27 protein-coding genes, 1 tRNA gene and 2 pseudogenes are annotated in these 26931 nt (G+C 54.1%); 14 read left to right on the top strand and 16 right to left on the bottom strand.

Features of this window, described 5'->3' with window-relative positions; genetic code table 11:
* Window positions 1-52: 52 nt before the first annotated feature.
* Window positions 53-1450 carry a hexose-6-phosphate:phosphate antiporter UhpT gene (gene uhpT, locus HED65_RS13890; RefSeq protein WP_114979017.1) on the top strand — a complete coding sequence of 466 codons (1398 nt, stop codon included), beginning with the start codon at window positions 53-55 and terminating at the stop codon, window positions 1448-1450.
* Between the two features lie 61 nt (window positions 1451-1511).
* On the opposite strand, the pseudogene HED65_RS22700 reads toward uhpT, so the two are convergent.
* Window positions 1512-1727 (bottom strand): annotated as a pseudogene (locus HED65_RS22700) (MBL fold metallo-hydrolase); the annotation flags it as partial.
* A 219-nt stretch (window positions 1728-1946) separates the two neighbouring features.
* On the opposite strand from HED65_RS22700, the gene HED65_RS13885 reads away from it, so the two are divergent.
* The 3 genes from HED65_RS13885 to nepI all read left to right on the top strand — a co-directional run bounded on the left by HED65_RS13885 (window position 1947) and on the right by nepI (window position 4281).
* A complete protein-coding gene (locus HED65_RS13885) occupies window positions 1947-2399 on the top strand; it encodes a DUF1198 domain-containing protein (protein WP_114979016.1) in 453 nt (150 codons plus the stop codon).
* A 97-nt stretch (window positions 2400-2496) separates the two neighbouring features.
* Window positions 2497-3024 carry an SRPBCC family protein gene (locus HED65_RS13880; RefSeq protein WP_114979015.1) on the top strand — a complete coding sequence of 176 codons (528 nt, stop codon included), beginning with the start codon at window positions 2497-2499 and terminating at the stop codon, window positions 3022-3024.
* A gap of 66 nt (window positions 3025-3090) precedes the next feature.
* Window positions 3091-4281: a purine ribonucleoside efflux pump NepI gene (gene nepI / locus HED65_RS13875; protein WP_114979014.1), complete on the top strand. Its 1191-nt coding sequence runs from the start codon at window positions 3091-3093 to the stop codon at window positions 4279-4281.
* 36 nt (window positions 4282-4317) lie between these two features.
* Here the strand turns inward: nepI and HED65_RS13870 are convergent, their stop codons facing one another.
* The 6 genes from HED65_RS13870 to HED65_RS13845 form a co-directional block, all read right to left on the bottom strand.
* Window positions 4318-5223 (bottom strand): DMT family transporter, encoded by a 906-nt coding sequence (locus HED65_RS13870; protein ID WP_114979013.1) that lies wholly within the window; start codon window positions 5221-5223, stop codon window positions 4318-4320.
* 109 nt (window positions 5224-5332) lie between these two features.
* Entirely contained in the window at window positions 5333-5629 is a 297-nt protein-coding gene (locus HED65_RS13865; RefSeq protein ID WP_114979012.1) for a YicS family protein, read from the bottom strand.
* 120 nt (window positions 5630-5749) lie between these two features.
* Window positions 5750-7114 carry an efflux transporter outer membrane subunit gene (locus HED65_RS13860; RefSeq protein ID WP_114979011.1) on the bottom strand — a complete coding sequence of 455 codons (1365 nt, stop codon included), beginning with the start codon at window positions 7112-7114 and terminating at the stop codon, window positions 5750-5752.
* Window positions 7114-10224 (bottom strand): efflux RND transporter permease subunit, encoded by a 3111-nt coding sequence (locus tag HED65_RS13855; protein WP_114979010.1) that lies wholly within the window; start codon window positions 10222-10224, stop codon window positions 7114-7116. Before HED65_RS13855 ends, HED65_RS13860 begins: the two co-directional genes overlap by 1 nt.
* Complete coding sequence (locus HED65_RS13850; RefSeq protein ID WP_114979009.1) at window positions 10224-11345, bottom strand: efflux RND transporter periplasmic adaptor subunit; 1122 nt, start codon at window positions 11343-11345, stop codon at window positions 10224-10226. The genes HED65_RS13855 and HED65_RS13850 overlap by 1 nt, the downstream gene beginning before the upstream one ends.
* Window positions 11346-11492: 147 nt before the next feature.
* A complete protein-coding gene (locus HED65_RS13845) occupies window positions 11493-12062 on the bottom strand; it encodes a TetR/AcrR family transcriptional regulator (protein WP_114979008.1) in 570 nt (189 codons plus the stop codon).
* A 186-nt stretch (window positions 12063-12248) separates the two neighbouring features.
* Between HED65_RS13845 and HED65_RS13840 the strand changes: the two genes are divergently transcribed.
* The 5 genes from HED65_RS13840 (at window position 12249) to HED65_RS13820 (ending at window position 16027) form a co-directional block, all read left to right on the top strand.
* On the top strand, window positions 12249-12668 hold the full coding sequence (locus tag HED65_RS13840; RefSeq protein WP_114979007.1) for a GNAT family N-acetyltransferase: 420 nt from the start codon (window positions 12249-12251) through the stop codon (window positions 12666-12668).
* A 138-nt stretch (window positions 12669-12806) separates the two neighbouring features.
* Entirely contained in the window at window positions 12807-13607 is an 801-nt protein-coding gene (gene nlpA, locus HED65_RS13835) for a lipoprotein NlpA (protein WP_114979006.1), read from the top strand.
* Window positions 13608-13731: 124 nt separating this feature from the next.
* Complete coding sequence (locus HED65_RS13830) at window positions 13732-14511, top strand: MBL fold metallo-hydrolase (protein ID WP_114979005.1); 780 nt, start codon at window positions 13732-13734, stop codon at window positions 14509-14511.
* Window positions 14512-14537: 26 nt separating this feature from the next.
* Entirely contained in the window at window positions 14538-15524 is a 987-nt protein-coding gene (locus HED65_RS13825) for a GlxA family transcriptional regulator (protein WP_114979004.1), read from the top strand.
* Window positions 15525-15697: 173 nt separating this feature from the next.
* On the top strand, window positions 15698-16027 hold the full coding sequence (locus HED65_RS13820) for a hypothetical protein (RefSeq protein WP_114979003.1): 330 nt from the start codon (window positions 15698-15700) through the stop codon (window positions 16025-16027).
* Here HED65_RS13820 and HED65_RS13815 read toward each other — a convergent pair.
* From HED65_RS13815 to HED65_RS13795, 5 genes are all read right to left on the bottom strand, one after another.
* Window positions 16005-16808 (bottom strand): DUF4225 domain-containing protein, encoded by an 804-nt coding sequence (locus HED65_RS13815; RefSeq protein WP_114979002.1) that lies wholly within the window; start codon window positions 16806-16808, stop codon window positions 16005-16007. The two genes, HED65_RS13820 and HED65_RS13815, sit on opposite strands and share 23 nt — an antisense overlap.
* 171 nt (window positions 16809-16979) lie before the next feature.
* The gene (locus tag HED65_RS13810) at window positions 16980-17711 is read right to left on the bottom strand and encodes a carbonic anhydrase (RefSeq protein ID WP_114979001.1); all 732 of its coding nucleotides are present in this window, start codon (window positions 17709-17711) and stop codon (window positions 16980-16982) included.
* Between the two features lie 116 nt (window positions 17712-17827).
* Window positions 17828-18916, bottom strand: coding sequence for an AAA family ATPase (locus HED65_RS13805; protein WP_114979000.1), 1089 nt, complete (start codon window positions 18914-18916; stop codon window positions 17828-17830).
* Between the two features lie 146 nt (window positions 18917-19062).
* The gene (locus HED65_RS13800) at window positions 19063-20022 is read right to left on the bottom strand and encodes a YbgA family protein (RefSeq protein ID WP_114978999.1); all 960 of its coding nucleotides are present in this window, start codon (window positions 20020-20022) and stop codon (window positions 19063-19065) included.
* A gap of 102 nt (window positions 20023-20124) precedes the next feature.
* Window positions 20125-20853: a MerR family transcriptional regulator gene (locus HED65_RS13795; protein WP_114978998.1), complete on the bottom strand. Its 729-nt coding sequence runs from the start codon at window positions 20851-20853 to the stop codon at window positions 20125-20127.
* A 199-nt stretch (window positions 20854-21052) separates the two neighbouring features.
* Between HED65_RS13795 and HED65_RS13790 the strand changes: the two genes are divergently transcribed.
* Both HED65_RS13790 and HED65_RS13785 read left to right on the top strand, forming a co-directional pair.
* On the top strand, window positions 21053-22099 hold the full coding sequence (locus HED65_RS13790; RefSeq protein ID WP_114978997.1) for a class I SAM-dependent methyltransferase: 1047 nt from the start codon (window positions 21053-21055) through the stop codon (window positions 22097-22099).
* A 282-nt stretch (window positions 22100-22381) separates the two neighbouring features.
* On the top strand, window positions 22382-22819 hold the full coding sequence (locus HED65_RS13785) for an acetyltransferase (RefSeq protein WP_114978996.1): 438 nt from the start codon (window positions 22382-22384) through the stop codon (window positions 22817-22819).
* Between the two features lie 109 nt (window positions 22820-22928).
* On the opposite strand, the gene HED65_RS13780 is transcribed toward HED65_RS13785, so the two are convergent.
* Complete coding sequence (locus HED65_RS13780; RefSeq protein ID WP_114978995.1) at window positions 22929-23108, bottom strand: hypothetical protein; 180 nt, start codon at window positions 23106-23108, stop codon at window positions 22929-22931.
* 53 nt (window positions 23109-23161) lie between these two features.
* Window positions 23162-23446: a SymE family type I addiction module toxin gene (locus HED65_RS13775; protein WP_114978994.1), complete on the bottom strand. Its 285-nt coding sequence runs from the start codon at window positions 23444-23446 to the stop codon at window positions 23162-23164.
* A gap of 91 nt (window positions 23447-23537) precedes the next feature.
* Here HED65_RS13775 and HED65_RS13770 point away from each other — a divergent pair, with 91 nt between their 5' ends.
* Window positions 23538-23729 (top strand): hypothetical protein, encoded by a 192-nt coding sequence (locus tag HED65_RS13770; protein WP_114978993.1) that lies wholly within the window; start codon window positions 23538-23540, stop codon window positions 23727-23729.
* Window positions 23730-23752: 23 nt separating this feature from the next.
* Complete coding sequence (locus tag HED65_RS13765; protein ID WP_114978992.1) at window positions 23753-24556, top strand: toll/interleukin-1 receptor domain-containing protein; 804 nt, start codon at window positions 23753-23755, stop codon at window positions 24554-24556.
* A 5-nt stretch (window positions 24557-24561) separates the two neighbouring features.
* On the opposite strand, the gene HED65_RS13760 is transcribed toward HED65_RS13765, so the two are convergent.
* Window positions 24562-24656: transfer RNA gene (locus HED65_RS13760), tRNA-Sec, on the bottom strand.
* Window positions 24657-24837: 181 nt separating this feature from the next.
* On the opposite strand from HED65_RS13760, the pseudogene HED65_RS13755 reads away from it, so the two are divergent.
* A pseudogene (locus HED65_RS13755) lies at window positions 24838-25065 on the top strand (hypothetical protein); the annotation flags it as partial.
* A gap of 90 nt (window positions 25066-25155) precedes the next feature.
* Here the strand turns inward: HED65_RS13755 and HED65_RS13750 are convergent.
* Window positions 25156-26850, bottom strand: a complete 1695-nt coding sequence (locus tag HED65_RS13750) for an AsmA family protein (protein ID WP_114978991.1) — start codon at window positions 26848-26850, stop codon at window positions 25156-25158.
* Window positions 26851-26931 lie beyond the last annotated feature (81 nt).

The raw sequence follows: 26931 nt of genomic DNA, 5'->3' as shown, positions 1-26931 counted from the left end.
TCCCGGCTGATTTTTACAATGCGGTAAAAATCAGCTCAGGAGTAAACCAACCATGCTGGCCTTCTTAAACCAGGTGCGCAAGCCGACCCTGGATCTGCCGCTCGATGTGCGGCGCAAAATGTGGTTCAAGCCGTTCATGCAGTCCTATCTGGTAGTCTTTATCGGCTACCTGACCATGTACTTGATCCGCAAAAACTTTAACATCGCGCAGAATGACATGATCTCGACCTATGGGTTGAGCATGACGCAGTTGGGGATGATTGGCCTGGGCTTCTCCATCACCTACGGCGTGGGTAAAACGCTGGTTTCCTATTACGCTGACGGCAAAAATACCAAGCAGTTCCTGCCGTTTATGCTGATCCTCTCTGCCATCTGTATGCTCGGCTTTAGCGCCAGCATGGGCGCGGGCTCGGTTAGCCTGTTCCTGATGATTGCCTTCTACGCCCTGAGCGGTTTCTTCCAGAGTACCGGCGGGTCGTGCAGCTATTCCACCATCACCAAATGGACGCCGCGCCGTAAGCGTGGGTCGTATCTTGGCATGTGGAACATCTCCCACAACCTCGGTGGTGCCGGTGCGGCGGGCGTGGCTCTGTTCGGTGCCAACTATCTGTTCGACGGCCATGTGATCGGCATGTTTATCTTCCCGTCGATTATCGCCCTGATTGTCGGCTTTATCGGCCTGCGCTTTGGTAGTGATTCCCCGGAATCTTATGGCCTCGGCAAAGCTGAAGAGCTGTTTGGCGAGGAGATCAGCGAAGAGGACAAAGAAACCGAAGAAAACGAGATGACCAAATGGCAGATCTTTGTTGAGTACGTGCTGAAAAACAAAGTGATCTGGCTGTTATGTTTCTCGAACATCTTCCTGTACGTGGTGCGTATCGGTATCGACCAGTGGTCAACCGTGTATGCCTTCCAGGAGCTGAAGCTCTCTAAAGAAGTCGCGATCCAGGGCTTTACCCTGTTCGAAGTGGGCGCGCTGGTTGGCACGCTGCTGTGGGGCTGGCTTTCTGACCTTGCCAATGGACGTCGTGCGCTGGTGGCCTGCATTGCGCTGGCGCTGATTATCGCCACCCTCGGTGTGTACCAGCATGCCAGCAACCAGTACGTTTATCTGGCATCCCTGTTCGCGCTCGGCTTCCTGGTGTTTGGTCCACAGCTGCTGATCGGCGTGGCGGCGGTTGGTTTTGTACCGAAAAAAGCGATCGGTGCCGCCGATGGGATTAAGGGCACCTTCGCCTACCTGATCGGCGACAGCTTCGCCAAGCTCGGTCTGGGGATGATCGCCGACGGCACGCCAGTTTTCGGCCTCACCGGCTGGGCAGGTACCTTCGCCGCGCTGGATGCCGCAGCCATCGGCTGTATCGTCCTGATGGCGATGGTCGCGGTGCTGGAAGAACGTAAGATCCGCCGAGAGAATCGTGCGCAGAAGCAAAAATTGAAAGCAGCCTGAGTGTGCAGGTGACTTCTTTGCCCGGCTGACCGCCGGGCTTTTTTATTAACTGGGTTAAGACCTACCCCAAAACAAAAATATCCCCTGTTGACGGGGTGACTGTGCCGGGCAACCACAAATTGCCCCATTTACCCGTACAATGGCAGCCCATTATTTTGTCGAGCTGTAGGCCGCGCAGAAACTGCCTGACTGCCCAGAGCTTATGCGGTGACGCACAGCGAAGATGGAAACCGCCGAAAATTGCATGGATGTGATTGATACCGGTTATTCTCCAGCAGGACACTGATTGTTATGGACATGTTCGCTCTTTCCCTGAAGTGATTATTCGTTACCGCCAGGCATTGACCATACACCGTGGATATACAATTGCCCCAATAAAAACCAAAGTGGCTTTCCTGCCCTTTTTCCAGCGCTTTTCAGTTCACTATTATGGTTCTGCCCGCTTTTGACGCCCTGCGTTTCCCGCTATGATGAGCGGCTATTCTAAGGAGAACGCATGGTCTGGATAATGCTGGCAACGCTTGCTGTGGTGTTTGTGGTCGGATTTCGGATCCTGACCTCGGATTCCCGACGCGCCATCAAACGCTTAAGCGAACGTCTGGGGATCACCCCGATGCCCGTTGAGTCGATGATCGACCAGTTTGGCAAAACGCCGGGGAATGAGTTTATCCGTTATCTTGAGCGTCCGGACGAGGCGCACCTGCAAAACGCGGCACAAGTGTTGCTGATCTGGCAGGTCTGCATCGTCGATGGTAGCGAAGAGAACCTGCACACCTGGCACCGCATGCTGCGTAAAGCCCGCCTGGGTGCGCCAATCACCGATGCGCAAGTCCGACTCGCGCTCGGCTTTATGCGCGAGATCGAGCCCGATCTGCAGGAACTTAATGCCTTCCAGCTACGCTACAATCAGCTCTTCTTGCCGCAAGAGGGCGTGTTTTACCTGCACTGATATCACGAATCGTGATGAAGAGTATAAAGTATCATCATTAGATTTATACCACTCGTGAGCGCAACATCACCTCATCAACAACATGACGAGGTGAACCATGAAACAATCCGCGATTATCTGGCCGAACGACTACCTGCCAGGCACCACCGATAACTTTGCATCTAACGAAATCATCGTCGCCGGGCTGAGCGCCAAAGAGATTTGGGCGCAACTCAACGACACGACCCTGTGGCCGGGTTATTACAGCAACGCCGAAGATATTCGTTTCCACGACGGCAGCGGCCCTGAACTGAGTGCTAACGCCCGCTTCCGCTTCACCACTTTTGGCTTCCCGGTTGAGGCGCAGGTGACGGAATATGTTCCACCGGTTGACGGTGAAGCCGCGCGTATCGCCTGGCACGGCTGGGTGGAAGGGAAGGCGAACTCACGCCTGGACGTGATCCACGCGTGGCTGTTTGAAGACCTGCCCGCCAACCGCGTACGCATTCTGACTCAGGAGTCGCAGAAAGGCGTTCCGGCGCAGGAATTGGCGCGTATCGTGCCAAACCCGATGATTAACGGGCATCAGGAGTGGATCGTTGGCCTGGCGAATGCAGCGATGAAAGAAAAGTTGTCAAATCGTTAAATTCGTCACACTTTTGATGATAAACTGCGCGACTTTTCCGCACGTTTTTATCTCCAGGTGACGCCCATGACCGAACATATCCAGCCCACGACCAGACCGCAGACCAAAGAGGTTTCACGCCCGAACTGGTCGGCGGTTTTCTCCGTGGCATTCTGCGTCGCCTGCTTGATTACCGTTGAGTTTTTACCGGTCAGCCTGCTGACGCCCATGGCGCAGGATCTGGGCATTTCCGAAGGTGTGGCGGGACAGTCTGTTACCGTAACCGCCTTTGTGGCGATGTTCGCCAGCCTGTTTATCACACAGGTGATTGGCACCATTGACCGCCGCAAAGTGGTTATTCTGTTTAGCGTGCTACTGACACTCTCCTGCCTGCTGGTCTCGTTTGCTGAAAGCTTCACGTTGCTGCTGCTCGGTCGTGCCTGTCTGGGCTTAGGCTTGGGCGGCTTCTGGGCAATGTCCGCCTCACTGACCATGCGGCTTGTACCTGCGCGCACGGTGCCAAAAGCGTTGTCCGTTATCTTTGGTGCCGTTTCTATTGCTCTGGTGATCGCCGCGCCGCTGGGCAGTTTCCTTGGTGGGATTATCGGCTGGCGAAACGTCTTTAACGCGGCGGCGGTAATGGGTTTTCTGTGCATTATCTGGGTGTGGAAAGCACTGCCGTCCCTGCCGGGTGAAGCGTCGCATCACAAACAGAACATGTTCAGCCTGCTGAAGCGCCCGGGTGTGCTGGCGGGGATGACTGCTATCTTTATGTCTTTCGCCGGGCAGTTTGCCTTCTTCACATACATCCGTCCGGTGTTTATGACCATGGCGGGATTTGACGTGGATGGCCTGACGCTGGTGCTCCTGAGCTTCGGTATCGCCAGCTTTGTGGGCACCTCACTTTCGTCCCAGTTCCTGAAACGCTCCCTGAAAGTGGCGCTGGCGGGTGCACCGCTGGTGCTGGCTGTCAGTGCCACAGTGCTGGTGCTGTGGGGTGGCGATAAATGGGTGGCGTCAGCGATTGCCATTATCTGGGGCTTTGCCTTTGCGCTGGTGCCGGTGGGCTGGTCAACGTGGATCACCCGCTCACTGGCCGATCAGGCGGAAAAAGCCGGTTCGATTCAGGTGGCGGTGATCCAGCTGGCGAACACCTGCGGTGCAGCCATCGGCGGTGTTGCGCTCGACCATCTGGGGTTGACGTCACCGCTGGTGATTTCCGGTACGCTGATGCTGCTGACGGCGCTGCTGGTGGCGGGTAAGGTTAAAGCGAAGTAGTGGTTTTCTCCCTCTCCCGTGGGAGAGGGAATCTGGCTACGCCGATGTCTGAACCCGTCTTCTCGAATCCATCGAAATCAGTACCACCGACGACACAATCAGCAGCGTGCCCAGCCAGTCCGGCAGAGTGAACGCCACACCCAGCAGGATAACCGACAATAGCGCGCTGCTCAGCGGCTCGGCACAGCTCAGAATGCTCGCCTTCGGCCCGCCAATCATCTGTGCACCTTTCAGGTACAGGCTGAACGTCAGCGCCGTACCGATCACCACCAGGTAGAAGAACGCCAGCAGCAGGCTGCCATCAATGACAAACGTTGTTCCGCGCCCGGCGTAGAACGGCGTCAGCATTAACCCGGCAATTAACATACTCCAGCCGACAATCGGCAGCGTGCCGTAGCGGGCGATCAGCGTTGATGGGTAAGTGGTATAAAACGCGGCTGCAAACGCCGAGGCGATACCGAAGAACAGAGCCGCAGGCGAAATAGAGAGTGAGGTTGGATCGCCATGCGTCACCAGCAGGAACGTGCCGATAAGCGACGTCATTATCGCGGATAACACAAACACACCAGGACGTTTTTTCCGCGCCAGCGCAAACCACGCCACGATGATGGTCGGTGAGAGGAACTGCAACACTGTCGCGGTGGCGGCGTTAGATTTTTCAATCGTCAGCAGGAAAGTGAGTTGCACGGTGAGCGCGCCAACCAGCGAGAAAATCAGCAGGCTGAGGGCATCTTTGCGATTTTTGATGACCGAGAAAATCTTGTCGACGTGCACGAAGGAAAGCGTGAGCAGAATAACACCGGTAAACAGCAGGCGAACCATAGTCAGGTAAGGCGAAGAAATATGGCTTTTCTCCATGATGTACTGCGCGCAAACCCCTGAGCTTCCCCATAAAACGGCGGCGATCAGGACGTTCAGCATCCCTTTGCGTGTGGAACCCATGTTCTCCCCTGTTATGTTGGTTTTTTCCCAGCATAACATGGGACGATTGCCTGTGGCGTGCAGCCAGGAGCCCTAAACCAGACTCGTCATGGGAAACGTAGCGGCGTGCTTAATAATCTTCCATACAATCCACCTGACCAACCGCCGCCCAGTAAGCGTCCAGATTGTCGCGCTTCACGGCAGTAATGGCGTTTTTGATCAGCAGTTGATTGGCCTCGGACGACAAAATCATCTCCTGCCAGGCTTTATCGCTCTGCTTTTTCTGTGGCGTACAGGTTTTCTTAATATCTTTAAGGACCTGCTGCTTTATTTGCGCCTCTTTCGCCGGATCCTCCTTTTCCTGAGCATGGACAAACGCGGCGAAGAGCAGACAAACCAGCAGGCAGACCAGGTGCGCAGCTTTCATTGAAACCTCCAGTTAACGTCACATGCTTCCCATGAAATATATCGTTACATTCAGTGTAGCGATTCCAGACAAAAGTATGATTTTCTCTTTTCTGCGCATGAGAATCGCCCACCGATGAAGTTAGTGAATCCCGCCGCCCAGCGACTGCCACAGTGTGATGCGGTTTTCCAGGTCGGTTTGCTGCAGCGCAATCAACGATTCCTGCGCCGACCACAGCGACCGCTGCGCGGTCAGTACCGTCAGATAATCTCCCGCGCCGGCCTGATAGCTGCGCGTTGCCACATCCAGCGTTTTCTGCTCGGCGGCCACGTATTCACGCTGGGCATCAAGCTGTTCGCTCAGCGTTTCGCGACGCGCTAGCGCATCGGCTACATCTTTGAACGCGCTCTGGATGGTTTTCTCGTAGGTGGCAATTAACCCTTTTTTCTCTGCCTCAGCGTAGCGCAGCTGCGCCATGTTGTTGCCGCCGCTAAACAGCGGCAGGGTGATGGATGGTGCGAACGACCAGACCTTCATACCGTGGCTGAACAGGGACGACAGCGAATCGCTGCCCACCCCTGCGCTGGCGGTGAGCGAAATCGTCGGGAAGAAGTTGGCGCGTGCGGCGCCGATATTGGCGTTGGCACTCAGCAGGTTATGTTCGGCTTCCTGAATATCCGGGCGGCGCAGCAGCGTGCTGGAGCTGACGCCTGCCGGGATCAGGGTGATGGCGTTATCGCTCAGACTCTCCAGCGTACCGGGCAGCAGGTTATCCGGTACGGTCGCGCCCGCCAGCAGATTCAGGGCGTTTTTGTCCTGCATAACCAGGGTTTGATAACTCGCCACGCTGGCCCGCGCCTGCTGGTAAACCGCCATCGCTGAGCTGACGTCCGTTGCCGCCGCGACGCCAACTTGTTGTTGACGCTTCACGATGTTGAGCGAGTTTACGGCGCTCTCCATCGTCGATTTCGCCAGCGCCAGGTTACTGTTATCGGCGGCGAGAGTAACCCAGGCCGTCGTCAGCTCGCTGACCATCGTCAGGCGGGTGTTCTGGGCGGTGAATTCGCTGGCAAGCCAGGTTTCACGTGCCGCCCGGGACAGGCTCTGGTTACGGCCGAACAGATCCAGCTCGAAGCTGGAGACAGCGCCATTTGCCTCATCGCTGGTGGTCACACTGCTTGCCAGCGTGCGGCTGCGGGTATGACTCAGTTCTGCGTCCACCGTCGGGAACAATGACGAGCGGGTTTCACCGTACTGGGCGCGGGCGGCGTCGATATCGGCAATCGCTTTTTGCACATCGCGGTTACTGTTGAGCGCCATTGTCACCACGCTTTTCAGACGCTCATCGTTCATCACCTGCTGCCACTGGCTGACCACGGTCGTCGCTTCGCCGTGCGCGCCCGGCAATGTCGCCGGGACGGGGGCATCAGGCCGTTGATAGGTTGGATCGAGCGAGACACAGCCCGCACTCAACAGAGCTAACACTAAAACAGAGACGCGAAACATTATGACCTCCGGTTTGCGCGCTTACCGGAGAACAGACGTTTCACCAGTACAAAGAATAGGGGGACGAAGAAGATAGCCAGCAGTGTTGCGGCGAGCGTACCGCCGATGATGCCCGTACCGATCGCCACGCGGCTGTTGGCCCCTGCACCTGTTGCCACGGCCAGCGGTGTCACACCCGCAATAAACGCCAGCGAGGTCATGATGATAGGGCGCAGACGCGTCTGAGCGGCGCGGATAGCGGCCCGGGTCAGGGAATACCCCTCAGCCACTTTTGCCTCGGCGAATTCAACAATCAGAATGGCGTTTTTCGACGACAGGCCAATGGTGGTCAACAGCGCCACCTGGAAGTAAACGTCGTTGTTCAGGCCGCGCAGGGTGGCGGCCACTGCTGCCCCCAGTACACCAAGCGGGATCACCATGATGACCGAAATCGGTACCGACCAGCTTTCATACAGCGCGGCAAGGCACAGGAACACCACCAGAATGGAGAGGGCATACAGGCTCATCGCCTGACCGCTCGCCAGTTTTTCCTGCAACGACAAACCACTCCACGCCCATGTGGTGCCGGATGGTAGGCTGTTTGCCAGCTGCTCCATTTTGCTCATCGCCGTACCGGAGCTCGCGCCGCTGGCGTTTTCGCCCTGAATCTCATACGCTGCCGATCCGTTGTAACGCACCAGACTTTCCGGGCCGTATTCCCAGCGGGTGGTAGCGAACGCAGAGAACGGCGTCATGGTGCTGTCGCTGCCGCGTACATACCATTTGTTCAGATCGGACGGCACGGCGCGGTAATCGCTGTCACCCTGGATGTAGACCTTTTTCACGCGACCACGATCGATAAAGTCGTTCACGTAGGTTCCGCCCCAGGCGCTTGAGAGCGTATCGGTCACATCGCTGAGGGAGAGCCCCAGAGACACGGCTTTGTTGTTATCAATATCCACCTGCAACTGTGGCATCTGCGGCAGATCGTTGGCACGTACGGTGTGCAGGTCGCTATCCTGATTCGCCTCGCCAATCAGCTGGTTACGCATTTTCAGCAGGGTTTCACGGTCGGTATTACCGGCGGCCATCAGCTCGAAGGTAAAACCGTTGCTTTGCCCCAGACCGTCGACCGAAGGTGGCGTCATGGCAAAAATGGTGGCATCACTAATGGTGCTCAGCTCCTGCGTGGCACGCAGGGCAATGGCCTGGGCGGTGTTCTCAGTGCCTTTACGCTCAGACCAGTTTTTCAGCGAGACAAACGCCATCCCGGCATTCTGGCCGCTGCCGCTGAAGCTAAAGCCCTCAACGGTAAAGATAACGTCGGTATTGGCTTTCTCTTTGGTGAGGAACCACTCGCGCACCTGGCGGCTCACCTCTGCGGTACGCACTGCTGTCGCCCCTGCTGGCAGGGTGTACTGCACCATGATTTCGCCCTGGTCTTCCGTTGGAAGGAAGCTGCCCGGCAGTTTCAACATCGCCAGCCCCATTGCGCCGCAGAGCAGGGCGTAGATGACCAGCATCCCGCCGGAGCGGCGCAGTGCGCGCAGTACCTTGTTCTGATAGCCGTGTTCGGTTTTGCTGTAGAAGCGGTTAAATGCACCGAAGAAGCCTTTTTTGTGCGGTGGGGTGTGGCTCAGTACCGAGCCGCAAAGCGCCGGAGTCAGGGTCAGCGCCACCACGACCGAGAGGGTCATCGCCGAAATAATGGTTACCGAGAACTGACGATAGATAACTCCGGTGGAGCCGCCGAAAAACGCCATCGGCAGGAACACCGCGGAAAGCACCAGAGCAATGGCGACCAGCGCGCCGGAGATTTCACCCATCGATTTTTCGGTCGCTTCGCGGGCGGGCAGCCCTTCGTCGCGCATAATACGCTCGACGTTTTCCACCACCACGATGGCGTCATCTACCAGCAGCCCTATCGCCAGCACCATCGCAAACAGTGTCAGGGTGTTGATGGAATACCCGAACAGCGCCAGGACACCAAACGTACCCAGCAGCACCACCGGCACGGCCAGCGCCGGGATAAGCGTGGCGCGGATGTTTTGCAGGAACAGGTACATCACCACCACCACGAGGATAATGGCTTCGAACAGCGTCTGGATCACATCCTCAACCGAGATCTTGATGAACTCGGTGCTGTCTTTCGGGTAGGCAACGTCGTAGCCTTCCGGCATCGCACGTTTAAATTCAGCGATTTTGTTCTTCACCGCCGTGGCGGTATCCAGCGCGTTAGCACCCGGGGAAAGCATCACAGCCATACCCGCAGCCGGGTGGCCGTTCAGCTTCGCGGTCGCGGTGTAATCTTCACTGCCCATCTCTACACGCGCGACATCGCTGATGTGGACGACTGAGCCGTTGGTCTTGCTTTTGATGATGATATTTTTGAACTGATCGACCGTTTGCAGGCGCGACTGGGCGCGCACGGTGGCGGTCAGCTGTTGTGCGTTTGATGACGGCAGCGCACCGATTTTACCAGCAGAAACCTGCACGTTCTGCGCTTCAATCGCGCTTTGAACGTCGGACGGCATCAGCGCGTAAGAGGCCAGCTTCGCCGGGTCGAGCCAGATGCGCATAGCGTATTCAGCACCAAACACCTGCAAGCTACCCACGCCTTCAACACGTGCCAGCGGATCTTGCACGTTACTGACCATCCAGTCGGCAATATCGGAACTGCTGGATTTGTCGGTCTTATCGTACACGCCCGCGATCAGCAGGAAGTTACTCTGCGATTTTTCGACCGTGATCCCCGACTGCTGTACTTCGGTTGGTAGGCGTGATTCTGCCTGCTGGACTTTGTTCTGCACCTGAACCTGCGCGGTGTCCGGGTCGGTTCCCTGTTCGAAGGTCACGTTAATGCTGACCGAGCCGTCCGAACTGCTGGTGGAGGTGAAGTAGAGCAGGTTATCCAACCCGGTCAGCTGTTGCTCAATGACCTGGGTGACGCTGTTTTCCAGCGTCTGCGCCGACGCACCCGTGTAGGTGGCGGAAATCTTGATCGATGGCGGGGCGACGTCCGGGTACTGCGCAACCGGCAGTGTGCGGATCGCCAGCATACCCGCGAGCATAATCAGAATAGCGATCACCCAGGCAAATACCGGGCGACGCACAAAGAAACGGGAAAACATCAGGCGTTTCCTCCGTTTGTTTTCATCTCTTCGGCTTTCACTTCCTGGCCGGTGGTGACTTTGTCGGTGCCCTCAACAATCAGCTTATCGCCTGCTTTCAGGCCGCTCAGCACCAGCCATTTGTCACCGTATGTCTCGCCCGTTTCCAGCTGACGCTGTTCCACTTTGTTGCTGGCATCAACGACCAGCGCGGTGGCATTGCCTTTGGCATCGCGGGTAATGCCCTGCTGTGGCGCGAGGATCGCCTCGTTCATGATGCCTTCATCCACTCTGGCGCGCACGAACATCCCCGGCAGCAGCTGATGCTGCGGGTTAGGGAAGACGGCGCGCAGCGTAACCGAGCCAGTAGATTCATCCACCGCGACTTCTGTCAGCGCCAGGTGACCTTTTTCGCTGTAGGTACTGCCGTCTTCCAGGATTAACGACACGCTCAGCGTGTCGCTGTTGGTGGCGAGGGTTTGTTTACGTAAGCGCAGCAGATCGGCGCTGGAGCGCGTCAAATCGACGTACATGCTGTCCAGACCGCGAATGGTCGCCAGCGCGGTATCCTGCTGGGCGGTCACCAGGGCGCCGGGGGTGACGGAGGAGATGCCGATGCGTCCGGTAATCGGTGCGGCCACGGTGGTCCAGTTGAGGTTAATACGAGCGCTCTCCTGCGCGGCCTTCTTTGACTCGACGCTGGCCTTGTCCTGCGCGCATGTAGATTTCGCGTCTTCCGCATCCTGACGTGACACGCCGTCGTCTTTCACCAACTGTGCATAGCGCTGGGCTTTCTGGCAGTCGGCCGCTACCAGCGCCTGGGCCTGTTTTAGTGCTGCGGCGGCTTCATCAAACGCCGCGCGATAGCTGGAAGGGTCAATTTGATACAGCGCCTGTCCGGCTTTAACGGTATCGCCTTCGGTGAACAGCCGCTTTTGAATAATGCCGCCTACCTGCGGGCGCACTTCGGCGCTCATGGCTGCGGTGGTGCGGCCCGTCAACTCACTGACGACGGAAACAGGCTGGCTCATGAGGGTGACAATCCCCACTTCCGGAAGAGGACGTTGGGGAGCAGATATTTGCGCATTATCGCACCCTGTCAGGAGGAGCAATGCCGCGATGGAGGTTGTTATGGTTTTCATAATCTTTTTCCAGGGTGAACGATACCTGCCCGTTAATCGCTTAACAGGGAGGAGGGCTATTTAAAGGCACAGCGATACCGTATCTCTGGTTGAGCCAGAAATGTAAAAAAGGGGGATTATTTATTCCCGCTAATTATTCATATGCGATTACTTCGCAGAGAAAAGCATATTTAAAATATCCTGATAAAGGGGTTCTAATTGTTCTGACGGTACTTTTAATGGCGTGAGTCGACGATAAATAGTTCCTTCGATCATCACAGCGGTAATCTCCACGCAGCAGCGAATATGCTTGTCGCTCAGGTGGGGAAACTGCTTTTTCAGGTGCTCGCAGGCGTTGGCGAACATGCGCGATTCGGCTTCTATCAGCATCGTCGCCACCTGCGGATTGCGCGTGGCCTCAGCGGACATTTCCAGCATCAGAGCATCGTCATCTTCGTTGAGGGTCTGTCGCCAGGCGAGCGCCTGCGGCATCCCTTCCACCAGGGTTTTCCCCTGCATCTCCTCAATGCGCGAGTCGATGATTCGGCGGATCATCTCTTCGATAATCGCGTCTTTGTTGCTGAAATAACGGTAAATTTGCCCGACGCTAAGCTTCGCTTCGCTGGCAATCTGCGACATGCTGGCAGCGTGAAATCCGCTGGCGCGAAAGCAGCGGCGCGCGGCGATGATGATCTCGTCCTGACGTTGTTTTTGTCTTTCTTCCAGTTTCGTACTCATCGTCGGCTACCGTGTAAAAGTGAGAATGATCGTTCTCAGTATACGTTTCGGGTGCGTATTGGAAAGGCTTTTTTTATTTACATATTGAATGAATGTTTCCTGGATTAAACAATGGAGGAAATAAGGAGTTTTTATGAAGGTTAAGCTGTGAGATATTCAGATTGCGCTGAAAATAAGGAGAGCAATATGCATTTGAGCATCACTAAAAAAGTTACGCCTGAAGAAAAAGAAGAGTTACTGACGGGGCTGAGAGCCTATAACGGGCAGTTTTTAGATCTGGCGAGCTTCAGTGGGGATATTGGCGTTTACGTGCGGGACGAAAAAGGCATCATGCTCGGTGGGCTAATTGGGGTGCGTAAAGGCGACTGGCTGAATATTGATTTTCTGTGGGTCAGCGATAGCGTGCGCGGTTCCGGCGTCGGCGGTCGGATTATCAAAACGGCTGAAGACGAAGCCAGACGCCAGGGCTGCAAGCACGCGCTGGTCGATACCGCCAGCTTCCAGGCGCGCCCGTTCTATGAAAAACAGGGGTACCAGCTTCAGATGTCTTTGCAGGATTATCCTTATCCGGGCATGCAGCGACATTACCTGGCAAAAGCGCTTTAAGTCCTGAATCTGTAGGCAGGGTAAGCCCGGCAATAGACCGCATATAACTTATCCTTCTTATTGATTCTTTTTCGGTTTTTATTTCACCGCCTCGTTGTCGATATAGTCACTAAAACATTCAGCAAAAGGAACTGTCTTGTGAAACGTCGATTGGGTGCTCTGGTACTTGCTGGCCTGCTGCTGGCAGGGTGCGATCAAAGTGGCAGCGATGCCAAACACATTAAAGTGGGCGTCATCAATGGCGCTGAACAGGACGTGGCGGAAGTCGCCAAAAAGGTGGCGAAAGAGAAATATGGCCTGGATGTCGAGCTGGTGGGCTTTAGCGGCTCGCTGTTGCCAAACGATGCCACCAACCAGGGGGAACTGGATGCCAACGTCTTCCAGCATCGCCCGTTCCTCGCAGAAGATAACAAAGCACACGGCTACAAACTGGTCGCCGTTGCCAATACCTTCGTCTTCCCGATGGCCGGGTATTCCCGCAAGATCAAATCCGTGTCTGACCTGAAAGATGGCGCAACCATTGCTATTCCGAACGACCCAACCAACCTCGGCCGCGCGCTGTTGCTGCTGCAAAAAGAGAAGCTGATTACCCTCAAGCCAGACACTGGCCTGCTGCCGACGGCGCTGGATATCACGGCAAATCCTAAAAACCTGAAAATTATGGAGCTGGAAGGGGCGCAACTGCCGCGCGTGCTGGATGACCCGAAAGTCGATGTCGCCATCATCAGCACCACCTATCTCCAGCAAACCGGGTTGTCGCCGGTGCATGACGGGGTATTTATCGAAGACAAAGATTCGCCGTACGTGAACATTGTGGTGACGCGTGAAGACAACAAAGACGCAGAGAACGTGAAGGAGTTTATTCAGTCGTATCAGTCACCTGAGGTGGCGAAAGCGGCAGAGGCTATCTTTAACGGCGGCGCAGTGCCTGGCTGGTAAGCATGCTGGCGGGGAAACCCGCCTTTTCACATTGGCCCGATTCCATCGATCATCGCCCTTTAACCCACATCGCAAAACTGCCCCTCTGGCTATTCTCTTTCTCACACTAACCGGAGGATAACCCATGAACATCACCCAAATTCGCAATGCCACTCAGCTGATAACCTACGCCGGAAAACGTTTTTTAATCGACCCGATGCTGGCTCCAAAAGGCGCGTATCCGGGTTTTCCTGGCACGGCGCGCGCAGATATTCGCAACCCGATGGTTGAACTGCCCGTTGACGTAAAAACATTGCTGGATGCCGATGCGGTGATTGTCACCCACACCCATAACGATCACTGGGATCAAACGGCCATTGAGCTGATCGCCAAAGACAAACCTGTCTACGTGCAAAACGACAGTGACGCTGCACTGCTGCGCAGCCAGGGGTTTAGCAACCTGACGGTGATGACAGATGAGACTCGTTTTGGCGATATCCGCATCGCGAAAACCCACGGCGGCCAGCACGGTACCGATCGTGCTTATGCGGTGCCAGAGCTGGCGGAGCGTCTGGGGGAAGCCTGCGGTGTGGTGTTGCGTCATCCTGATGAGAAGACACTGTACATTGCAGGAGATACCATCTGGCGCGAAGAGGTGGCGGCCGATCTGCAAAAACACCAGCCGGATGTGGTGGTACTTAATGCTGGTTACGCACATGTGCTGGGTTTCGGGCCGATTATTATGGGCGAGCAGGATGTTCTGAACGTCCATTTCCTGCTGCCGCAGGCACAGATTGTGGCGGTCCATATGGAGGCGATCAACCACTGCCTGTTAACCCGCCACGCACTGCGTGAGTACGCCGAAGCCAACCAGTTCAGTGATGTGCTGAGCATTCCACAGGATGGCGAAAGCGTTATATTCTGAGTGTTCAAAGGGGAAAGGAGAGACAAATGCCACCAGTAAACGTCGCGATTGTTGCAGTGGACGGGTTTAGCCCGTTCCACTACTCCGTTCCCTGTATTCTGTTTGGTGATACGGTATCTGGGGAAAAGCGCTTTAATGTCACGATCTGTGCCGAAAAACCGGGATTACTGACCTCCAGAGACGGCTTTGCGCTTAATGCCACGCAGGATTATTCCGCAATTGCGCAGGCTGATATCGTGGTGGTGCCTTACTGGCAGCACGTTCTGGAACGCCCGCCGCAGATGCTGCTCGATAGCCTGGTGCAGGCAAGAGACAACGGTGCGGAAATGGTCGGGCTGTGCCTGGGTTCGTTTGTGCTGGGCTACGCGGGTATTCTCGATGGCAAACGCGCAGCCACGCACTGGGAGTTTGAGCACCAGTTCCAGTCGCTTTTCCCGAACGTCCAGCTGGATATCAACGCCCTCTACGTCGATGACGACAACATCATCACCTCAGCGGGCACCGCCGCTGCGCTGGATTGCTGTTTGTATATTATCCGCCAGCGCTTTGGCAGCGTGGTCGCGAACCAGATTGCCCGGCGGATGATTGTTCCCCCCCACCGTGAGGGTGGGCAGGCGCAGTTTATTGCCCAGCCTGTACCAAAAGATACCCGCGATGCGCGGATTAACTGTCTGATTGATTATCTCCAGCAACACATTAACGAGCCGCATAATCTGGACGCGCTGGCGGAAGTGGTTTCCATGAGCCGCCGCACCCTGACTCGCCATTTTGTTAAAGCCACGGGTATGAGCGTCGCCGACTGGCTTACCGCCGAACGCCTGCGGCGCAGCCAGATCCTGCTTGAAGCCGGAAATATACCGATTGAACGCGTGGCAGAGCAGGTGGGATTTGTGTCGGCGGTGACATATCGCCAGCAGTTTAAAGCGCGTTTTGGGGTCAGCCCGGCAGAATGGCGCAAAACGTTCCGAATTCAGCCATCTTCAGCTAAAAATAATTCTGTCTCGATGGAATAAATGGCGTGGGAGACCTTTTACGCCTCACGATTAAGAACGATCCTGACGAACGCGCATTACACCCCCTAACCTGATTTTTTTGCTGTTTAATGCTGATGTATCAGACTGGTTACAAGACGCATCTCTTCCGGTTAAGATATTCCACGTTACTTTCCAGAAGAAAAGGTAGTGGCATGGCCAATATTGAAACGCAGTTACTTGAAGCAGGTTTCACCGTAAAAGAATTAGCGTATCTGAACCGAAACATTAACCGTTATGGTTCATCTCTGCTTGAGGTCGTGCTTGACTTAGGTAAGCGATTTATCATGGTTCTGTGTATTACTGCTGCTGTGGCTCTGATTTTCCTGGCGCTTCTTTTTTTCGCTGAGCAGTACAACATTGTTTCCGGGGGCATTTCTCTATTCATCGTATTGATGATTGTCTGGTTTTTTCAACCCCCGCTCATTACCTATAAAGCCTGGCGTTACAGGAAGAAATACATTAGTTCTGGCCAGACGCATTAGATATTAAATCAAATGAGACTTTTGCAGAGACACCCCAGCCGACAATTTTCATGGTGAGCACTGCGCGATTCATTCCATCGACCTTGCGGTAGAAATCCAGCGGGAGATAGCGAAATAGACGCCATGATTCGGGTTTTCGTATTGCACCAAATACCGTATAGACACTTGCTGCCAGGCTTACGCTATTGAATATCCCCAGAGCTGATTCACGTTTAAACCCCATAAACTGAGCGATATCCATTACGCCATCGGCCAGCATACCTTCGGAGTTTGGTTGGTGTTGTAGCGTTCTGTTAATTTCTTTTGAAATGGCATTTGCACCATCCATAACCAGAATCGCTCCGGCAAGTACACCCACGGGATTCATTGTCATCATTGCACCAACACCTGCAACAATCTGTAACCCTGAAAGCACAACCTTAATCGACGAGATAACGTAACCGACGACCTTGTTATTTTCTTTAACCAGTTCAATCTGAGCAAATAGCTGGGCGGTACGAGAGCGAATCATTCTACTTTGGTCAAGAAGACTTTCGTTCTCAGCTCGGATGTTTTTCAGGCACACCATACACTCTTCTTCAGTTTTGGCCGCCCGGGTTGCGCTAAATTGTTGCATTACAAATTGCCGGATATCGTCCATAAATTTAATGCGTGCGAGTCCGTCGCTGAGATGCTGCCCACCAACCATATTCGCAGTATTGATAAGCCTCCGTGCTTCGAGGTTAATCATTGTTTCAGCCCAAGCTCGGGCATTTTGACCAGGGAAAAGTGCAATATCCATTTTGATTTTCTCATCTGATAACCAACACTTACAGATTATCCTGCCAGCATTAACTGGCAACCATAAATTGAAAATTGTATTGCGAACTGAACGTGCCGAAGATACATCACTGCAGAAAGTAATCTGTGGTTATCCCGCCCGCACGGCGGGATTTTTATGCGTCACACGGTGTTACTGAACAATCACACGGCCGTTCAGCGGTTGAAGCGGACGGTTGTTGCTGTGCTCAAGCGCCTGCTTAAACATCTCCAGCTGCTTTTCTGACAAGGTCACGGTGTTTTTCATCACCAGCCAGCGCAGCCCTTCGGTGCACGGTGGGGTGGTCAGCGAACCGCTGAAGCGATAGTAGTGCAGGTCAGCCGGGAACAACGGACGAAGATCGAGGCGTTTATCAATCGACACTTCATGGTCCTTTTCCTTCGGAAGGTGTGCCAGCAGTGGAGTCAACGCGCTGTTCTCAGGGCCTACCTCAAACATAACGGCGAGCACCGCGATGTCGCCCTCTTTACTGGCATGAACAAAATGCGCTTCCAGCGGGAAGGATTTACCGTTGATCCGGTTTTCGCTCGGAGTGTGGAAATGGTACTGGCGCAGGATGAAGGTCTGGTCATCCAGGCGGAACTCATCTTCATCGCTGGCGGTCACCTGCAGGGTGTGACCATTGTTAATCATCTTTTCGGCGGCAGTATGGAAATTCAGTTCCAGCGGCGGCAGTGCGGCATCAAAGGGCTGACGGATATCAATCGGCGACTGAAATTTCCCGGTCTTGCAGGTGACAAACTCGTCGCTGAGCTCTCCCCAGTTATTCGGACCGGCCTTACCTTCATATGTCCAGTGCGGGGTCGCTCCTGCAAAGACAGAGGCAGAAAGGGCGAACAGGGATGCGGTCAGAATGCTTTTCATGATGTGTCTCCAGGAATAATAAATGCGCATTAAGATATTGATGGCATTGTACTCTTTCCTATAAGACCCGTCCTGATGTGTGGTTATTTAAGGTAAGGAAGGTGAGAGAATAAAACCTACCCCAGCCGCTCCACCCTCGTCTCCCCCTCTACCATCTTTAGCTGATACAGCGAAAACGACCTCTGCTTCTCAATCAAATTCGCCAGCTCCGGAGAGTGGCTGGTAAGCCAGATTTGTGAATAGCGGCTGGCCTCAGCAATTAAGCTTGCCAGGGCAGGCAGCATCTGCGGGTGCAGACTGTTTTCCGGCTCGTTCAACGCGATAAACGCTGGCGGGCGCGGGCTTAACAGCGCCACCGCCAGGCACAGGAAACGCAGGGTGCCGTCGGAAAACTCCGCCGGTTCCAGCGGCCTGCTCAGACCTTCTCGCTGCATCATCATGCGGAAACGCCCGCCGGTGTTGTCGCTGTAAAACACGCAGCCAGGAAATGCCTGGTCGAGAATGCGCATCAGCAGCAGCTCGTCGCCAATCTCGACGATGGTCTGAAACGCTGCCGCCAGATTTGAGCCATCGCTGGCGAGCACCGGGGAGCGGAAACCGACCTGTGGAGCCCGCATTGCCGAGCCGGATGAGACGGAAAACTCGTGATAGAAACGCCAGTTACGCAGAGATTCGCGCATCTGTGACACTTCCGGGTAAAGATGCGGTTCGCCGAGCTGCCCGAACACCGATTCGTTCTCATACAGCGTGCCGCTGTGGGTCACTTTTTCGTGATGCACGTTGTTCAGAAACACAGCCTGATTCTTGCGCTTCATCAGCTGTGACGACGGACGACGGTGCTGGCCGCTGAGCCAGATGGACTCTTCTTTGATCACCGGGTCGAGCTGAAACTGCGACGGATAAGGCAGCTTTTCGACAAAACCCACCTGCAATTCGTATTCGTAGGTTTCGGTTTCTACCGCCAGGTTCATGCGCCGCAACTGGTCGCTGCGGGTTTTCCCTGCCCAGAACACTTTCAAAATCCCACCTTCATTCGCCAGTGCCTGGGAAAACTGCCCCTGAGCCGCGCTGTGCATCAGGTAAATCGCCTTATAAATATTCGATTTCCCGGTGCCGTTTGGGCCGAAGACAATGTTGAGCTGTTCCAGCTCCAGTGATGTATCGCGAATTGAGCGGTAGTTTTGAATGTGCAGGGTGTTGATCACGGGTAGGCCCCTTTTTGCAGAATAAGCCTGTATATAATCACAGTCTTTGAGGTTAAATGCAAAAAAGAGACGACAGTGAGGATGTCGTCTAAACGGGGTACTGCTTTGGGCCTCTACGGGTCAATGGGGCCTTCGCATTTTTGTGATCACTTGACTGCCAGACGCAGACCCAAATCATCAGGATAGGGATCAAAGTAGTTTTGCGTCATCAGATACTGGTCAGGGTATTCGGCCATGTAGTGTTTGAGCAGAGTCAGCGGCGCAAGGATGGGCAACTGCCCGTTACGATAGTGCAGGATCACATCGCGCAGTTCGCCACGCTGGCGGGTGTTCAGCTGGTTACGGAAATACCCCTGAATATGCATCAACACGTTGGTGTGATTCTTCCGCGAGGCGGGTTTTTTCAGGATCGTCATCAGCTTTTCCCGGTACGCCACGAAGAAGGCGTCCAGGTCTTCCCACTCGTGCAGCGACGCAACGAACGGGCCGATTTCGCGATAACCCGCCTGATGGTGCGCCAGCAGCTGGAGCTTATAGCGGCTGTGGAAATCCAGCAGCGCGCGGCGCGTCAGGCCGTTGGCTCGCAGGGTGTTCAGCTCATGCAGGGCAAAAACGCGCTCGATAAAGTTTTCCCGCAGAACCGGATCGTGCAGGCGTCCGTCTTCTTCCACGGGCAGCCACGGCCAGGTTTCAAGGAGCGCGGCGGTGAACAGCCCGACACCCTCCTTGCGGCCCCGGTTGCCGTTTTCGTCATACAGCCGCACGCGTTCCATGCCGCAGCTTGGGGATTTTGCGCAGACAATGAACCCCGCCAGATCGCCGATTTTAGGCAGATAATCCGCCGCAAAGTCGACCATTTTTTGCGTGATGTTCTCATGGGGTGGCTTGCTGAAACGCAGTTGCGTTTCACCGTTTTCTGTCAGCGTTAAACGTATGGCAGGACGTGGGGTAGGCAGGCCAATCGCCATTTCAGGGCAGACCGGTTTGAAGCTGACCCACTGGGCCAGCTCGTCCATGACAAAACCCATACGTTTATGCCCGCCGTCAAAGCGAACGGCGGAACCGGTCAAACATCCGCTAATACCCAGCACAGGTTTTTTTGTCATGGTGAACACCTCCAGATCCAATACTTAAAACTTACACAATATTGATTATTTGTCCAAGTTTTGGTGGGGGTGTTTTGTGTTGATATTGAATTTAAATGGATTTTATTTGAGGGTGATAACCTCAATGGAGACGTGCTGCTGCCACTGTTCAAGCTGTTTTTTGCCTGCGGCGGTGAGTTTCCCGCTGGTCACCAGAAGCCATTTACGATCCGGGAATATTTCAGGTGCCAGCGTGGCAGGAGGCGAGGGCAGAATGTCGATCCGGTGGCCCTGGCCGGTGCGCGTTAAGGCTTCGAGCCAGATCTCGCATGCGTCGTTCAGATGCCAGCCACTGAGCAGAATATTATCGCCCGGCGCTTTTTTATCACCTTCGAGGCAGAAGGAGGTATAGGCGATGATGATGCCATCGAGGATTGCGCGCAGGGTCATGGCAGCGGCGACGTTAGCGGAGACCTGGCTACGCAAGGGGCGTAGTACGTTCGTGACCAGTTCTGGCCGAGGGTATTCGCGTCCGGCGTCGTAAATCATCTGGCGCAGGGACTCGATTTTGCCTTCCTGCAGGCGTTGCAGCATGTTCTGTTGCAGGGTTTGCCAGTTATTGGTCCTACCCGGTGTCGGGCGTTCCAGCAGGGGTTTGACCTGGCCAATAGGGACGCCTTTTTTTACCCAGTCGAGGATTTTTAGCGCCTGCTGGACGTCTTCATCACTGTACTGGCGGTGACCGCCATCCGTGCGCTGTGGCTTGAGTAAACCATAGCGACGCTGCCACGCACGCAACGTGGTAGCGGTGATGCCGCTGAGTCTGGCGAATTCGCCGATGGAGTAAGCCATGCTCGTGTCCAGAGTGGAGGAATATTCTCAATATACTACGAATTTTCCCGGACGGGATGAAGCACCGAAAAGTGTGCCGTTTGGGTTCTGGGATTGCTCCGCGGGTGTGGGTGAAGCAGTGAAGATCGTGCTTTCTTCGTAGGGTATTACTGGCCTGCCTGGATAGACTTTTGTTATCAGCGTAACGGGAGACAACGAGATGAACTGGCAGCCTTTTCGCGGCGACGCGCCGGAAAATATGACGATTTTCAGTGCGTCATTTCCCGATGTCAGCGACCAGTGGCCGATGAAAGACGATGCTGTCCGTGAGATCACTACGCTTGACCGGGCGCTGAAAGCCGAGCCAGCGCTCCGGCCTCCGTTGATTGAATACGAAGAAGGCGGGCAGGCCGTGCTTGTCCCTCAAAACCGTTATTCCGAACAGGCTTTTCGTAACCGCCCGGCGCTTACCGCGTGGCGAACCCGGCTGGTGCCCTCCGCGCTGGCGTTGTTTGTAGTGCAAAACCCGCTGGAAGACCGCCTGCCTGACGGAACAAAAATGGACAGCGACAGCCGCCAGTGGTTTATCCACGCTAACGATGCGGTTGGCGTGCGCTCCCGTGCCAGAGTTCTGGCCGCGCTGGTGGAAAAGTACATTCATAACGAAAGTGAGAACAACTGGGTCAGCCTGGCGAGTGGGGCCGCTATTCCGGTGCTGGAGGCGCTGCGCGAGGCCAGGCTCGACGGTCAGCAGGTTTATCTCACGCTGGTGGACAAAGACCCTGTGGCGCTGAGCTGGGCCGAAACCATGGCGGCGCAGGAAGGTATTGTTGTGGGTGAACAGCTGACCCTGCTCAGACGCAACTTGTTGCACACGCTGGTGCGTAACGAGGACTTACTGCTGGAGCTGGGTGAGCACCAGGCAGAACTGGTCGATGCGCTGGGGATTTTCGAATACTTCAATGATGCCGATGCGGTGATTTTTCTCCAGCGCGTGCTGCGGCTGGTCAAGCCCGGCGGCGCGGTGATTGTGTCGAACATGCTGACCAGCAGCCCGCAGATTGATTTTGTGCTGCGGGGTATTGGCTGGGAGGATATTTACCCAAGGACACTGCAACAGTTGCAGGATATTCATATTGCAGCGGGTGTGCCGGTGGAAAACGTCACCGTTGTGGTGCCGAAGGATGGGGTATATGCGGTGATGGAAATCAGGGTGGGGGATGACAAACCGCACGGCCAGTTCCCTCTCCCTTCGGGAGAGGGCTAGGGTGAGGGTGGACAGGGCGCTACAATATTTACCGTTCTTCAGTTGTTCGGTTTACCCGAACAACTGCCATGAAGGATTAACTGGTTTCTTTATTCTCAATGTCTGTTGGGGACTCTTGCTTTTTATGCTCTATCTGCTGCCCAGTCTCCTGAACAAACTTATGGGCCATTTCCTTGATACGCTTTCGACTTTCACAGGTACGATTCATTTAAGGTCTTCAGTTTATTGCCTCCATGCTTCTGGATACTTGATTTAATCGCCGCGCCCTATAATGATCCCCCCATGAAAATAGAAACCGCACTCCCCGCACACTTCGAACGTCTGGTCGCGATCTGGGAATCTTCCGTCCGCGCCACCCACCACTTTTTACAGGAAAGCGATATTGCGGCGCTGCGCCCGTTATTGCTCAATGCGTATTTACCTAACCTCAAGGTTGTTATTGCTGAAGATAACGCAGGTGTTATTCACGGTTTTTTAGGCGTTGATGAAAATCGCATTGAAATGTTGTTTGTTGATGATGCGAGCCGGGGGAAGGGCGTCGGGAAATTACTGCTACAACACGCCATTGCAGAGTTTGGCGTGAATGAAGTGGATGTGAACGAGCAAAACCCGCAGGGGGTGGAATTTTATCACCATATGGGGTTTGAGCAGATCGGGCGCTCTGAACTGGATGGGCAGGGGAATCCGTTTCCGTTGTTGCATATGCGGTTGGGAGAATAATATTTACCCCGCTGGGGCTCAGGAACTCCCCTCAAAAAATGTCTGCACGGACGTCCTCTCTCCCTTGGGGAGCGAGGACGACGTCACCGAACATGAATAATGATGCTTATTATGAGTTCTTAACCCCTGGTGGAACTTGTAAGTCCGACTTACAAGTTGCTTGCGACAGCTTTTCCTCTTCCTGATCCAGTTGCAGAACGATTGCATAGCTCATTTCCTCTGCCATCTCTTTAACTCGCAGCTGGCTTTCCGGTGGACGGGATGCAATCGCTTCATTTAACGTCTTCATTTTGTTGCCTCCAGGCTTACCCGCCTGTTTTGTTATCCAGGTTTCTGGAAAAACTAATGAGCCAATGCACCCTGTATTTCGGTTAACTTTGCTTGCGCGTGTTTGTAATCGTCCAGCAACTTCTGCTCGTTCTCGCTATACGCCATCAACACGATGCAGCCTTTCATGACTTTCACCGTGACCTGATGTCCGGTTTCAAATCCCGCTGCGCGCAGCCACTTGCCGGAAAGAATAATATTGGGGGTGGATTTGTCGTGAACCTTCGGGCGATATCCCACAATTAACGAACGCTCGGTTCCGGATTGGTCGGTGTCTGGGGTAGAATGCGAATCAGCCATAATCAACTCCTTGATAGTTGGTGAGGTTAGACGCTCCGGTTGTGTTCCCGCACAACGGGGCGTTGCAAATAAAAGGGGGTTAGGTGGCCTCATGTCAATCATATCGCGCGAAAAAAAACCAAAAGGTGGCGGGCAGTCTCCGCAGTTTAAGATGCGTATGGATCCGGCATTGAAAGAACAGTTGGATGCTGTGGCTGCTGAGGAAGGGGTGAGTCTCGCCAGCTGGTTGAAGGAGCTGGTGAGGGAGGCGTTGCGATTAAGGAAAATTGAACCTAAGGGTTAATATTATGAATATAGGATTCAGCCATGCCTAAAGAAATGAATCGATATGGTACCGTTAAAGTAATATCTGGAAAATTTAAAGGACGTATTGGTTATTACGATGATGATGATTCTCTTTTTCCAGAAAACCATGAATGGGATGAAGAAAATGGTGATGAAACAATAGAAGGTGTAATCCATGTTGCTATAGTATATTTTGGTCATTTTTCTCTAGCGACTGAGCATTATAATATCTCTTATGATGATTTAGAATATGCATCAATGCACGATTTAGTAATTCGTAAAACTGAACTTACTAAACTATGCTCCCCATACAATAAAATATCTTATAAGAAATTGTGCAGTTATTTTTCAGAATTACATTACATTGAAACTACTCTTCTGGATCAAATTGTGGAGCAGCGATATATGAGTAAACCTAGCGGGGCAAAAGTTTTCATCTCTCATTCATCATTGGATAAACCATTTGCAAAGATGTTATGTATGGACCTTGAAGCGAATGGATATGTTCCTTGGTTGGATGAATGGGACATAAAAGTAGGGGAAAGCATTCCCGAACGAATCTCTGACGGATTAGAAGAAGCTGATTTTGTAATTGTTATCCTTTCAGAAAATGCTGTTTCATCAAAATGGGTAGAAAGAGAATGGCAAACAAAATATTGGAATGAAATTCAACATGATCGTATTCATGTGCTTCCTTTGCTTTTAAAGGATTGCAAAATACCTGAATTATTAAAAACAAAAAAATACGCGGATTTTAGAAAAGATTTCAATACTGGATTACGGGACCTATTAGCAGCACTCGAAACTTTGTATAAAAAGAAATGAACTTTTGGCGGAAGATCACAGGAGTCGAACCTGCCCGGGAACGCTGGCGTCCCCAACTGGATTTGAAGTCCAGCCACCTCACCGGAGATGACGATCTTCCGCGCCTCGATTGCTACATGGAGGCGGGGCGCATTATAGCTACTTTCAGGCATTTACCACATACCCCTACACACTTTTTTCACCTCTCTTTTGACCTGTACCGGGTCATTTCAGTTAATTCCTAAGAAAATCCTCATGTTAGCGCTTCGTACTCCCCGACATTTACCGCGATCACAAAATACAATAAACAGAAGCCAGACTATGCGTAGAACGAGGGCATAGTCTTCCAGTTGTTTAACCTGGACGACGGCGATACGGTGACCATTACAGGTGATGATGAGGCACAAGACTGGTCGGTGTGTTTGCGCAACGTGCAGAAGGTGAGCGGCGTGAAGGGCGGCTCACACGCAGGCAGCGAGTGGGGTGTGGGGGTGAAATCCGAGGGGGATGAGGTAGTGGTTCATCTTTGATTCATCAGGAATTGTGCGGTCTGATGCCCTCACCCTGGCCCTCTCCCACAGGGAGAGGGAACAAAACCTCGTAGCCGCCACCCGGCTTATTTATTGTGCCGCCTGAATCGTCGACACCACTCCACCGACCATTGTCTGCTCGACTTGCTGCTTATCCATATTCACTGCATTCAGTTTCCCGTTAACGGTTGGCTTCAGCGGGGCCTTGTCCTGCACGCTGCCGCTGGCGGTGAGCTGAATGTTGCCGTCGCCCGCAATCGGCAGCGCTGGCCAACCCCAGTGCTCGATCACGTTCAGCGGCACACCGCGCCCGTTCAGGCTAATAGTGGTTTGCCGTTGCGGCAGTTGTGAAACCGTCGCCGTGGCTTCCAGAATGCCTTTCTCAGTAAACGCGCTCAGGTCAGTAATATTCACCGTGGCAGCATTGGCATTCAGTGCCAGTGACGGGCGACGTACATCCACGCGGTTAAAGGTTGCCGCCGCGCCGTTCAGGGTTGCGCTACCGCCCCAGACGCCCCACTGGCGATCTTTCACCAGTTGCAGGTTCGCGCCATAGCCATCAAGAGAGGTGATCTGCCACGGGAAGGTCGGATCGATGTCGATCACCAGGTTGCGGCTCAGACCGAATTTTTGCAGTGTCACGCTGTTGAGCCATTCCGGCAGAGGCTCCATCCACAGCGTTTTCCAGTTCTGCGGCAGGGTATACTCCAGCCCGGCGATGGCGACATCGTCCAGCACCAGCGCTTTGCCGTCGCGCTGCCAGTTGCCAGAGGTGCGCACCATGCCGCCTTCCCAGCGGGAGGTGAGCTGGCGCAATGCCACGCCCTGCGGAGAGAATTCCGCATTCAGGATTGGGTCAAACAGATGCAGCGAACCGTAGATGAATTCGCTGGCGTTCATGGATAAACGCCCTTCCTGGCTCTGCCAGTCGCCTTTACTCAGTGTCAGGTTGCGCAGGCTTAAATCAAGGTCAGTGACTGCCCAGTCCGGGCCCTGCAGGCGGGCATCGGTTACATCCAGGCGGCCAATCTGCAGAGAGGGGATGGTGGTCAGCGGTGCGAAGAAATCCATCAGCGTTTTATCGCTCTGCAGGCGGATCTCGTTCAGACGCAGGGTGTCGATGATCCAGCTTCCGTCAGCGTTACGCAGGGCGGAGCCGGTGAGTGAACCGCGTGCAATATCGGCACCGATGGTGTTCAACACCACTTCCTTGCCGTTCAACTGACCCTCGATCAACACATTGGTGGCCGGCATGCCGTTCAGGGTGAGCGAGCCTGCGCTCATCTGGATTTGCGCATTCTTACCCAGCACGTTGCCTGCTTCTGGTTGCCAGGGGCTAACACCCCCCGTGACTTTCTGGGCACTTAAATCCCACTCCGTATTGGGGCTGTTAAAGGCCATGTTGTTCAGTTGCAGACGGTCTGACTGGAAAGGCAGCGGCGCAGTCTGAGGAGAAAGATTCAGCGTGCCATCGAACAGGGAGATGGTATCCATATGCAGCGGATCGGTGAACTGTCGGCTACTGAGGCCAATATCGACTTTTTTCGCAACCAGCGTGGCGGGCTTGCCATCCCGGCCAAAGGTGACGTTTTCCAGAATGATGTGGGAAGGCGACGAAAAGCGGTGATTCATCTTGTCGAAACTGAGCTCGTAGTCGGTATTTACCGTCACCCAGTTGCTGACCTGACTCGCTCCCCAGCGGGTCTGGAGCAGGATATAGAGCGCCAGCACCACAATCAGCACGGCTACCAGAAGATAGACGAGTAGCTTTCCAATAAATTTCATGGTCTTCCATCCCGCAAAACGCACATAAAGGAGTTATGCACGATTTATGCGCAATCCTCAAGGCGGGAATGGTGTAATTAG

The organism is Pantoea sp. LS15, assembly GCF_012241585.1.
Taxonomy (GTDB): domain Bacteria; phylum Pseudomonadota; class Gammaproteobacteria; order Enterobacterales; family Enterobacteriaceae; genus Enterobacter.
Note: the sequence above shows the minus strand (reverse complement) of the source record. Positions and strands in the feature narration are given on the sequence as shown.

Bases quoted from the DNA above. Each gene is read 5' to 3' on its own strand.
- uhpT (WP_114979017.1), top strand. From the start codon at position 53: ATGCTGGCCTTCTTAAACCAGGTGCGCAAGCCGACCCTGGATCTGCCG.
- HED65_RS13885 (WP_114979016.1), top strand. From the start codon at position 1,947: ATGGTCTGGATAATGCTGGCAACGCTTGCTGTGGTGTTTGTGGTCGGA.
- HED65_RS13880 (WP_114979015.1), top strand. From the start codon at position 2,497: ATGAAACAATCCGCGATTATCTGGCCGAACGACTACCTGCCAGGCACC.
- nepI (WP_114979014.1), top strand. From the start codon at position 3,091: ATGACCGAACATATCCAGCCCACGACCAGACCGCAGACCAAAGAGGTT.
- HED65_RS13870 (WP_114979013.1), bottom strand. From the start codon at position 5,223: ATGGGTTCCACACGCAAAGGGATGCTGAACGTCCTGATCGCCGCCGTT.
- HED65_RS13865 (WP_114979012.1), bottom strand. From the start codon at position 5,629: ATGAAAGCTGCGCACCTGGTCTGCCTGCTGGTTTGTCTGCTCTTCGCC.
- HED65_RS13860 (WP_114979011.1), bottom strand. From the start codon at position 7,114: ATGTTTCGCGTCTCTGTTTTAGTGTTAGCTCTGTTGAGTGCGGGCTGT.
- HED65_RS13855 (WP_114979010.1), bottom strand. From the start codon at position 10,224: ATGTTTTCCCGTTTCTTTGTGCGTCGCCCGGTATTTGCCTGGGTGATC.
- HED65_RS13850 (WP_114979009.1), bottom strand. From the start codon at position 11,345: ATGAAAACCATAACAACCTCCATCGCGGCATTGCTCCTCCTGACAGGG.
- HED65_RS13845 (WP_114979008.1), bottom strand. From the start codon at position 12,062: ATGAGTACGAAACTGGAAGAAAGACAAAAACAACGTCAGGACGAGATC.
- HED65_RS13840 (WP_114979007.1), top strand. From the start codon at position 12,249: ATGCATTTGAGCATCACTAAAAAAGTTACGCCTGAAGAAAAAGAAGAG.
- HED65_RS13830 (WP_114979005.1), top strand. From the start codon at position 13,732: ATGAACATCACCCAAATTCGCAATGCCACTCAGCTGATAACCTACGCC.
- HED65_RS13825 (WP_114979004.1), top strand. From the start codon at position 14,538: ATGCCACCAGTAAACGTCGCGATTGTTGCAGTGGACGGGTTTAGCCCG.
- HED65_RS13820 (WP_114979003.1), top strand. From the start codon at position 15,698: ATGGCCAATATTGAAACGCAGTTACTTGAAGCAGGTTTCACCGTAAAA.
- HED65_RS13815 (WP_114979002.1), bottom strand. From the start codon at position 16,808: ATGGATATTGCACTTTTCCCTGGTCAAAATGCCCGAGCTTGGGCTGAA.
- HED65_RS13810 (WP_114979001.1), bottom strand. From the start codon at position 17,711: ATGAAAAGCATTCTGACCGCATCCCTGTTCGCCCTTTCTGCCTCTGTC.
- HED65_RS13800 (WP_114978999.1), bottom strand. From the start codon at position 20,022: ATGACAAAAAAACCTGTGCTGGGTATTAGCGGATGTTTGACCGGTTCC.
- HED65_RS13795 (WP_114978998.1), bottom strand. From the start codon at position 20,853: ATGGCTTACTCCATCGGCGAATTCGCCAGACTCAGCGGCATCACCGCT.
- HED65_RS13790 (WP_114978997.1), top strand. From the start codon at position 21,053: ATGAACTGGCAGCCTTTTCGCGGCGACGCGCCGGAAAATATGACGATT.
- HED65_RS13785 (WP_114978996.1), top strand. From the start codon at position 22,382: ATGAAAATAGAAACCGCACTCCCCGCACACTTCGAACGTCTGGTCGCG.
- HED65_RS13780 (WP_114978995.1), bottom strand. From the start codon at position 23,108: ATGAAGACGTTAAATGAAGCGATTGCATCCCGTCCACCGGAAAGCCAG.
- HED65_RS13775 (WP_114978994.1), bottom strand. From the start codon at position 23,446: ATGGCTGATTCGCATTCTACCCCAGACACCGACCAATCCGGAACCGAG.
- HED65_RS13770 (WP_114978993.1), top strand. From the start codon at position 23,538: ATGTCAATCATATCGCGCGAAAAAAAACCAAAAGGTGGCGGGCAGTCT.
- HED65_RS13765 (WP_114978992.1), top strand. From the start codon at position 23,753: ATGCCTAAAGAAATGAATCGATATGGTACCGTTAAAGTAATATCTGGA.
- HED65_RS13750 (WP_114978991.1), bottom strand. From the start codon at position 26,850: ATGAAATTTATTGGAAAGCTACTCGTCTATCTTCTGGTAGCCGTGCTG.